Source organism: Clavibacter sp. VKM Ac-2873 (assembly GCF_015351075.1).
Taxonomy (GTDB): domain Bacteria; phylum Actinomycetota; class Actinomycetes; order Actinomycetales; family Microbacteriaceae; genus Clavibacter.
Genome location: NZ_JADKRS010000006.1, coordinates 127,937 through 136,567, shown reverse-complemented (window position 1 = coordinate 136,567; position 8,631 = coordinate 127,937). Strand labels below are relative to the sequence as shown.

General features: G+C 73.0%; 9 protein-coding genes. All 9 read right to left on the bottom strand.

Annotated elements, in window-relative coordinates; all coding sequences use genetic code 11:
• Nucleotides 1-992 (bottom strand): PHP domain-containing protein (locus ITJ44_RS15340; RefSeq protein ID WP_228495230.1); only part of this gene is annotated, 992 nt, incomplete at its 3' end.
• Between the two features lie 127 nt (nucleotides 993-1,119).
• On the bottom strand, nucleotides 1,120-2,037 hold the full coding sequence (locus ITJ44_RS15335; RefSeq protein ID WP_194636404.1) for an RluA family pseudouridine synthase: 918 nt from the start codon (nucleotides 2,035-2,037) through the stop codon (nucleotides 1,120-1,122).
• A 124-nt stretch (nucleotides 2,038-2,161) separates the two neighbouring features.
• Nucleotides 2,162-2,806, bottom strand: a complete 645-nt coding sequence (locus tag ITJ44_RS15330; RefSeq protein ID WP_194636403.1) for a DivIVA domain-containing protein — start codon at nucleotides 2,804-2,806, stop codon at nucleotides 2,162-2,164.
• Nucleotides 2,807-2,946: 140 nt separating this feature from the next.
• A complete protein-coding gene (locus tag ITJ44_RS15325; RefSeq protein ID WP_194636402.1) occupies nucleotides 2,947-3,246 on the bottom strand; it encodes a YggT family protein in 300 nt (99 codons plus the stop codon).
• 67 nt (nucleotides 3,247-3,313) lie between these two features.
• Nucleotides 3,314-3,805: a cell division protein SepF gene (locus ITJ44_RS15320; RefSeq protein ID WP_194636401.1), complete on the bottom strand. Its 492-nt coding sequence runs from the start codon at nucleotides 3,803-3,805 to the stop codon at nucleotides 3,314-3,316.
• Nucleotides 3,806-3,852: 47 nt separating this feature from the next.
• Complete coding sequence (locus ITJ44_RS15315; protein ID WP_194636400.1) at nucleotides 3,853-4,584, bottom strand: YggS family pyridoxal phosphate-dependent enzyme; 732 nt, start codon at nucleotides 4,582-4,584, stop codon at nucleotides 3,853-3,855.
• A complete protein-coding gene (gene ftsZ / locus ITJ44_RS15310; RefSeq protein WP_194636399.1) occupies nucleotides 4,581-5,720 on the bottom strand; it encodes a cell division protein FtsZ in 1,140 nt (379 codons plus the stop codon). Before ftsZ ends, ITJ44_RS15315 begins: the two co-directional genes overlap by 4 nt.
• 137 nt (nucleotides 5,721-5,857) lie before the next feature.
• The gene (locus tag ITJ44_RS15960; protein WP_370551713.1) at nucleotides 5,858-7,195 is read right to left on the bottom strand and encodes an FtsQ-type POTRA domain-containing protein; all 1,338 of its coding nucleotides are present in this window, start codon (nucleotides 7,193-7,195) and stop codon (nucleotides 5,858-5,860) included.
• Nucleotides 7,192-8,622 (bottom strand): UDP-N-acetylmuramate--L-alanine ligase, encoded by a 1,431-nt coding sequence (gene murC, locus ITJ44_RS15300; protein ID WP_194636398.1) that lies wholly within the window; start codon nucleotides 8,620-8,622, stop codon nucleotides 7,192-7,194. Before murC ends, ITJ44_RS15960 begins: the two co-directional genes overlap by 4 nt.
• Nucleotides 8,623-8,631: the final 9 nt, after the last annotated feature.

The window sequence follows — 8,631 nt, the reverse complement described above, 5'->3', positions numbered from 1 at the left end:
CCCATCTGCGCGATGACGCCGACCTCGTAGTCGGCGCGCTTGCGCACGTCGTCGGAGAAGCCGCGCGGGTAGCGCCGGACGAGGCCGCGCTCGACCTCCTTGACGAACCAGGTCTGCTCGCTCTCGCCCTCGGGCACCGGGTAGCGCGGCATGTAGTTCGCGGACTCGTTGAACTGGACGTCGCAGCGCTCGGCGATGAGGAGCGTGTTGTCGCACGCCTCCTCGTGATCGCGGAACAGGTGCCGCATCTGCTGCGCGGTCTTCAGGTAGAACTCGTCGGCGTCGAACTTGAAGCGGTTCGGGTCGTCGAGCGTGGTGCCGGACTGCACGCACAGGAGCGCCGCGTGGCTCGTGGCATCGTGCTCGTGCGTGTAGTGGAGGTCGTTGGTGGCGACGAGCGGGAGGCCGAGGTCCTTGGCGAGGCGGTGCAGGTCGGTCATGATGCGACGCTCGATGCCGAGGCCGTGGTCCATGACCTCGCAGAAGTAGTTCTCCGCCCCGAATATGTCGCGGAAGTCCGCCGCGGCCTTCACGGCCTCGTCGTACTGCCCGAGGCGGAGGCGCGTCTGCACCTCGCCGGACGGGCAGCCGGTGGTGGCGATGAGGCCCTTCGCGTACGTGCTGAGGAGCTCGCGGTCCATGCGCGGCTTGAAGTAGTAGCCCTCGAGCGAGGCGCGGGACGAGAGCCGGAAGAGGTTGTGCATGCCCTCCGTGGTCTCGGCCAGCATCGTGAGGTGCGTGTAGGCGCCGGATCCGGAGACGTCGTCCTGGCCGCCGTTGCCCCAGCGGATGCGGGTGCGGTCACCGCGGTGGGTGCCCGGCGTGATGTACGCCTCGGTGCCGATGATGGGCTTCACGCCCGCGGCCTTCGCCTGCTTCCAGAAGTCGAACGCGCCGAACACGTTGCCGTGGTCGGTGATCGCCACGGCGGGCATCTTCTGGTCGGCCGCCGCCTGCACGAGCGGGCCGACGCGGGCCGCCCCGTCGAGCATCGAGTACTCGCTGTGGACGTGGAGGTGGACGAACGAGTCGTTGCGGGGCACGGGTCTCTTCTACTGGTCGATCGGCGGTGTGGCCATCATAGGCAGGCTCCGGGAGGCCCCTCGGGCGTGTCGCGGATCAGTCGCGCAGACGCGAGAGCGCGTGCTGCAGGTCGGCCGGGTAGGTGCTCGAGAACGACGCGCGGTCGCCCGTGGCGGGGTGCGTGATCTCGAGCCGCATCGCGTGCAGCCACTGCCGGTGGAGGTCGAGCTGGGCGGAGAGCGTCGGGTCGGCGCCGTACATCGCGTCGCCCACGCAGGGGTGCCGCTGCGCGGCCATGTGCACGCGGATCTGGTGGGTGCGGCCGGTCTCCAGGTGCACCTCGAGCAGCGCCGCGCGCCGGAACGCCTCGAGCGTCTCGTAGTGCGTGACCGACGGCTTGCCGTCGGCCGTGACCGCGAACTTCCAGTCGCTGCGGGGGTGACGGCCGATGGGCGCGTCGATGGTGCCCGCGAGCGGATCCGGATGCCCCTGCACGACCGCGTTGTAGATCTTCTCGACCTCGCGGTCGTGGAACTGGCGCTTGAGCTCCGTGTACGCGCGCTCCGTCTTGGCCACCACCATCAGCCCGCTGGTGCCGGCGTCCAGCCGGTGGACGATGCCCTGCCGCTCCTCCGCACCCGAGGTGCTGAGGCGGAAGCCGGCCGCGGCCAGCGCCCCGAGGACGGTGGGACCGGTCCAGCCGACGCTCGGATGCGCCGCGACGCCGACGGGCTTGTCGACCACCACGATGTCGTCGTCGTCGTGCACGATGCCGAGGTCGGGCACCGCGATGGGCACGACCGACGGCTCCTGCTTCGGCTGCCAGCTGACGGCGAGCATGGATCCCCCGACGAGCCGGTCGGACTTGCCGGCCTCGCGGCCGTCCTGCGTCACGCCGCCGGCCTCCGCGACCTCGGCCGCGAAGCTGCGGGAGAAGCCGAGGAGCCGGGCGAGGCCCGCGTCGACGCGCTGGCCGTCGAGCCCGTCGGGGACGGGGATGGTGCGGTTCTCCATCGGGGACCTCTTCCGGTGCGGTGCGGCGGTGGTGCGGGCCCGCGAACGACGACGGCGACGCGGGACCCCGTGGCTCCGTGGAGCCGGGTCCCGCGCCGCCGTCGGGCGCGCGAGGGGTGCGGTGCTAGTTGCCGAACGAGGCGGTGGCGGGCGCCTCGCTGGAACCGGTGGAGTCGAGCTCGCGGAGCTGGCCCTCGATGTAGCCCTTGAGCTTGGTGCGGTACTCGCGCTCGAACGTGCGGAGCTCGTCGATGCGGCCCTCGAGGACCTGGCGCTCCTTCTCGAGCGCCGCGGTCTTCGAGCGCTGCTCGGCCTCGGCCTCGGCGGCGATGCGCGCGGCGGTGGCGTGCGCCTCGGCGACGAGCGCGTCGCGCTTCTCGACGCCCTCGCGGACGTGCTCCTCGTGGAGCTTGCGGGCGAGCTTCAGGAGGCTGCTCGTGCTGGAGGTCTCGTCGTCCGCGTCCGCGGCCGGGGCGGGCGCCTGGGCGACGACGGGGGCCGGCTCGGGCTCCGGGGTGGGCTCGGGCTCGACGACGACGGGGGCCTGCTCGACCGCGGCGGGAGCGGGGGTCTCGATGACGGTCGTCGCGGCCGGGGCGGCGTCGCCCGAGGAGAGGCGCTGGCGCAGCTCGTCGTTCTCCTGGTGGAGGCGTCGCAGCTCGACGACCACCTCGTCGAGGAAGTCGTCGACCTCGTCCTGGTCGTATCCCTCGCGGAACTTGGTCGGCTGGAAACGCTTGTTGACGACGTCTTCAGGAGTGAGAGCCATGGCCTGCCACCTCTTTTGTGCGTAGAGCGGGGTCCGCGCGAGCGGACGGGGGATTCGGGACAACGTGCGAGCCAACGCTATCAGCGGATCGCGTCGCTCCGGGGACCCGCGCGCGGATCGGCGGACGCGTCGGCCGCGCCTCAGCGCATCAAGCCGCTGGCGACGTTGAACAGGATGATCGCCACGAGCATGGTGATCATCCAGCCGAAGTCGAGCGCCACCGGGCCGAGGCGCAGCGGCGGGATGAGGCGGCGGACGAACCCGATGGGCGGGTCGGTGACCGTGTACGAGGCCTCGGCGACGATCAGCATCGCCCCGCGCGGGCGCCACTGCCGGGAGAGCGACTGGACCAGGTCGAGGACGAACCGGCCCCACATGCAGATGATGAACGCCAGGAGGGCGAACCACAGGACGGTGGCGACGATGTTGACGATGTACACGGAGACAAGTATGGCGGGCGCCGATGGGAGGTCCCCTCGGCGCCCGCCATCCCGGGGGCTCGGCGGATCAGCGTCCGAAGAAGGACGCCTCGACCTCGGCCTCGGTGGCCGACTGCTCGCCGGACACGGCGACGTGCGACGGCGAGAGGAGGAACACCTTGGCCGTGACGCGCTCGATCTTGCCGTAGAGGCCGATGGACAGGCCGCTGGCGAAGTCGATGAGGCGGCGCGCGTCGTCGTCCGTCATCTGCGAGAGGTTGATGATGACCGGGACGCCCTCGCGGAAGTTCTCGGCGATGACCTGGGCGTCCTTGTAGGCCTTGGGGTGGACGGTGAGGATCTCGTTCATTTCAGCCGGCGCCGCATTCCTTGTGGTGGTCGAGGGCTTGTGCAGGGGCGTCACGGGGGCGCGCTTCGCCTGCTGCTGGGGAGCCGGGGCGGGGGTCGGGACGGCCTGCACGGGCGACTGCTGCTGCGCGGGCTGCTGTCCCTGCTGGTACTCGAGCTCCTCGTCGGCGAGTCCCAGGTACACCATGGTCTTGCGAAGTGGGTTGGCCATCATTCCTCTTTCCGGGCTCGGCCTCCGACCGGACCGCACCTCCGACATTAAGGGCCGTCGGGTCGCTTTCCCGTGATTGCCGACCCGATCCGAAGGTGTGTCGCGCCCTCGAGGAGCGCCTCGCGGAGGTCGCCGGACATGCCGGCGGAGATGGCGCGCGCCTCGGGCAGGATGCGGCGCACGTCGTCGGAGATGCCGCGGAGGCGGGCGAACGCGCGGCGGGGCTCCCCGTCGTCGGGCGCGACCGCCATGACGCCGAGGACGCGGATGCCGGGTGCGGCCGCCGCGTGCTCCGCGAGGGCCTCGGCCTCCGCGGGCGGGACCCCGCCGCGCCCCGGGTCGTCCGTGAGGTTCACCTGCAGGAAGACGCGCGTCTCGTGCTCGTCGGACGCGAGCGCGTCCACGAGGGAGGCGCGGTCGACGGAGTGGATCACGGACGCGTAGCGACGCACCTGCCTGGCCTTCTTGCCCTGCAGCTGCCCGACGAAGTGCCAGGCGACGCCCGTGCCCTCGAGGTCGGCCGCCTTGCCCTGGGCCTCCTGGTGGCGGCTCTCGCCGAGGTCGCGGACGCCGAGGTCGACGAGGGCGCGCAGGAGCGTGACGGGCTGGAACTTGGTGACCACGATCGTGGTCACCTCCTCGGGCTGGCGGCCGGCCGCGCGGATCCCGTCGGCGACGTCCGCCTGCACGGACGCCCACCGCTCCGCGAGGCCGGGGTGGGCCTCGTCGGGGTGGGCGTCCGGCGCGTACGCGCCGCCGGTGAGCGGAGCGTCGGTCACTTCAGGAAGTCGGGGATGTCCAGGTCGTCGCCGTCGTCCTCGAACGTCGGGTCGCTCGCGGGGACGGACGCGACGGGCGCCTCCGCCTGCGGGCGCGCCGGCCCCGCCTCGACGGCCTCGGGTGCGGCGACCGCTCCCCCGCCCGCGGCGACGAAGCCGCTGCGGCGGTTCTCGACCTTGGACGCCGGCTCGCCGCCGTCGAAGCCCGCCGCGATGACGGTGACGCGCACCTCGTCGCCGAGGGTGTCGTCGATGACCGCGCCGAAGATGATGTTGGCCTCGGGGTGCACGGCCTCCTGCACGAGCTTGGCCGCGTCGTTGATCTCGAAGATGCCGAGGTTGGATCCACCCTGGATGGAGAGCAGCACGCCGTGGGCGCCCTCGATGCTCGCCTCGAGGAGCGGCGAGGCGACCGCGAGCTCGGCGGCCTTGATCGAGCGGTCGGCGCCGCGGGACGAGCCGATGCCCATGAGCGCGGAGCCCGCGCCCTGCATGACCGACTTGACGTCCGCGAAGTCGAGGTTGATGAGGCCCGGGGTGGTGATGAGGTCGGTGATGCCCTGGACGCCCGCGAGGAGCACCTGGTCGGCGGTCGCGAAGGCCTCGAGCATGCTGATGCCGCGGTCGCTGATCTCCAGGAGGCGGTCGTTCGGGACGACGATGAGGGTGTCGACCTCGTTCTTCAGCGTCGCGACGCCGAGCTCGGCCTGGGCCGAGCGGCGCTTGCCCTCGAAGCCGAAGGGCTTCGTCACGACGCCGATGGTGAGCGCGCCGATCGACTTCGCGATGCGCGCCACGACGGGCGCGCCGCCGGTGCCGGTGCCGCCGCCCTCGCCCGCGGTGACGAAGACCATGTCGGCGCCGGCCAGCGCCTCCTCGATCTCCTCCGCGTGGTCCTCGGCGGCGCGACGGCCGACCTCGGGGTCCGCGCCGGCGCCGAGGCCGCGCGTGATCTCGCGGCCGACGTCGAGCTTGACGTCGGCGTCGCTCATGAGCAGCGCCTGCGCGTCGGTGTTGATCGCGATGAACTCCACGCCCCGCAGACCGAGCTCGATCATGCGGTTGACGGCGTTGACGCCGCCACCGCCGATGCCGACGACCTTGATGACGGCGAGGTAGTTCTGGTTGTTCGACACGACGGGCCTCCGCTAGAACCTTCGACCTCCGGTGGAGGCTTAGAGTTTACTCAGTATGCATTTCCTGATCCCGACGTTAGGGGGCTCGGGGTCGACGCGACGACTCCCGTGCCGCGTGTCGCGAAGGCCGGACGGGATCAGGGTCCGGCGACGGGCGCGTCGGGCGCCGAGACGTCGTAGGAGCCGACGTCGCCGCGCGCCTTCACGAGCGCCTGCAGCACCTGCGCCTTGTCGACCGAGCGATCCCCGCTCCCCCACAGCACCTTCTTGCCGGTGCGGAGGGTGAGCATCACGTCGTCCGTCGTGTTCGCCTGGATGCTGTCGACCTGCGGCAGGAAGTCGGACGGCAGCGCGACGAGCACCGCTGCGGCGGCCTGGAAGCGCGGCGAGGAGAAGTCCGCGCTCGGCAGGTCGATGAGCGGGTAGCCGTCGGGCCGCGCCGTGGCGCGCTCGATCGTGATGCCCGCGGGATCCACGAGGTCGAAGCCCGCGCCCGACTGGATCACGGCGACGGGCGTGCGCTCGACGATGCGGATCACGAGCGTCGACGGCGGGCGGCTCTCGGTGCTGTAGCTGCGGATGAGGGGGAAGGCGCGGAGCTCCTCCCCGACGCGGTCGAGGTCGATGAGCGGCAGCGGCGTGCCGACCTGGTCGGAGAGCGCCGCCTGGATGCTCGCCGGCGAGACGCGACCGGCGCCCTCCACCTCGACGGTGCGGAGGGCGAGGAGCGGGGAGTAGACGGCGATGCCGACGACGATCGCCAGGGTCAGGACGGCGCCGAGGGCGCCGAGGAGACCGGCGCGTCGACGGCGGGCGCGCTGCGTGAAGCGGCGCACCTCCTGGCGCTCGTAGCGCTGACGCTCGCGCCGTGCCCGGCGCAGCTGGCGGCGGGCCTCGGCGTCGCCGGTGGCCGCGCTCGCGGGGCGGGCGGGGCGGTGGGCGCGGGGTGCAGGATCGGCGTCCGCGGTCGTGCGGGTGCGGCGACGGAGCGGCTTCGCGGCGGCCGCGGCACCGGCGACGCCGCGGGCCCGGGCTCCGAGCCGGCCGGCGAGCCCCGTGCGCGGCGCGGCCTCCTCGCGGCCCGTGCTGGGCGCGGGCGGGGCCTGGACCGGCGCCTGCGCGAGGTGCGGGAGGACGATCGGCTCGGTGTCGGGCTCGTCGTCGTCGCGCCACGCGGCGCGGGGCCGCGCGGTCGCGGGCGTCGACGAGGTGGGAGGGCCCTGCTCAGCCGGACCGGCCGCGCGCGGCGTCGTGCCGGTGCGCGGTACGGGCGGCGGGCTGACGGGACGCGGGGTCGTCGGACGCGACGGCGCACCGGCCCCGGGATGCGTGGCCGGCGTCGCAAGGGTCGCGGGGGCGTCGGCCGGGCGGGATCCACGGCGACGGCGGACGGCGGGATCCGCGCCCTCGACGGGCGCGTCGGGCGCGGGCGGCTTCGGGACCCGGGGCCGGTCGAAGCCCTCGGGCCGCTTCACTCGCGCGGCCGGGCGGACGCGGCGGGCTGCGGGGATCCGGCACCGCGCTCGAGCGCGCCGATGACCTGCGGGATGATCCGGTACACGTCGCCGCAGCTGAGGGTCACGATGAAGTCGCCGTCGCGCGCGATCTCCGCTGCACGATCGGCCGCCTCCTGCCAGTCGGGCAGGTAGTCCACGTGGGTCGCGTCCTGGAAGCGCTCGGAGACGAGGGCGCCCGTGACGCCGGGGATCGGGTCCTCCCGGGCGCCGTACACGTCGAGCACGATGGTGTGGTCGGCGAGCTCCTCGTAGACGCGGGCGAAGTCGCCCGCCATCATCTGCGTGCGGCTGTAGAGGTGCGGCTGGTGGACCGCGATGATGCGGCCCTCCCCCACGACCGTGCGCGCGGCCTCGAGCGCGGCGCGCACCTCGGTGGGATGGTGCGCGTAGTCGTCGTAGACGCTCACGCCGCGGACCTCCGCGTGCAGCTCGAAGCGGCGGCCCGTGCCGGAGAAGCCCGCGAGGCCCGCGATCGCGTCGTCGGGATCCACGCCGAGGCCCACGAGCACGGCGTAGGCGCCCGCCGCGTTGACGGCGTTGTGGCGGCCGGGGACGCGGAGCGCGGCGCGGCGGGAGACGCCGTCGTGGGTGAGCGTGAAGGAGACGGGGCCGTCGGTGACGATGTCGGTGATCCGGATGTCCGCCGCCGGGTCCTCGCCGAACGTGACGACGCGGCCCTCGATGCGGGCGGTGACGCGCCGGGCGCCCGGGTCGTCGCTCGAGATGACGACGAGCTCCGACGCCGCGCTCGCGAACCGGACGAACGCGTCGTCGAAGGCCTCGTGCGAGCCGTAGTGGTCGAGGTGGTCGGCGTCGACGTTGGTGATGAGCGCCACGGCCGTGTCGTAGAGGAGGAAGGAGCCGTCGGACTCGTCCGCCTCGACGACGAAGAGCTCCTCGGAGCCGGGGGCGCTCGAGACGCCGAGCCCGCCGATCACGCCGCCGTTGACGAAGGACGGGTCGCGGCCCGCCTCGAGGAGCGCCGTGACGATCATGCCCGTGGACGTGGTCTTGCCGTGGGCGCCCGCGACCGCGACGAGACGCTGGCCGCTGATGAGCCAGGCGAGGGCCTGCGAGCGGTGCAGGATCGGCAGGCCCCGCTCCTTCGCGAGCACGTACTCGGGGTTGTCCTGCCAGAGCGCGCCCGTGACGACGAGCGCCTCCGCGTCGCCCACGTGCGCCGCGTCGTGGCCCACGTGGATCTCGGCGCCGAGCTCCCGGAGCGCCTGCACGGCGTCGGAGTCGCGGGAGTCGGATCCGGTGACGCGGTGCCCGGCGGCGAGGAACAGGCGCGCGATGCCGCTCATGCCGGACCCGCCGATGCCCACGAAGTGGACGCGGCCGAGGTCGGTCGGGATGTCCATGGTCAGGTCGGGTGCGATCACGTGCGGTCT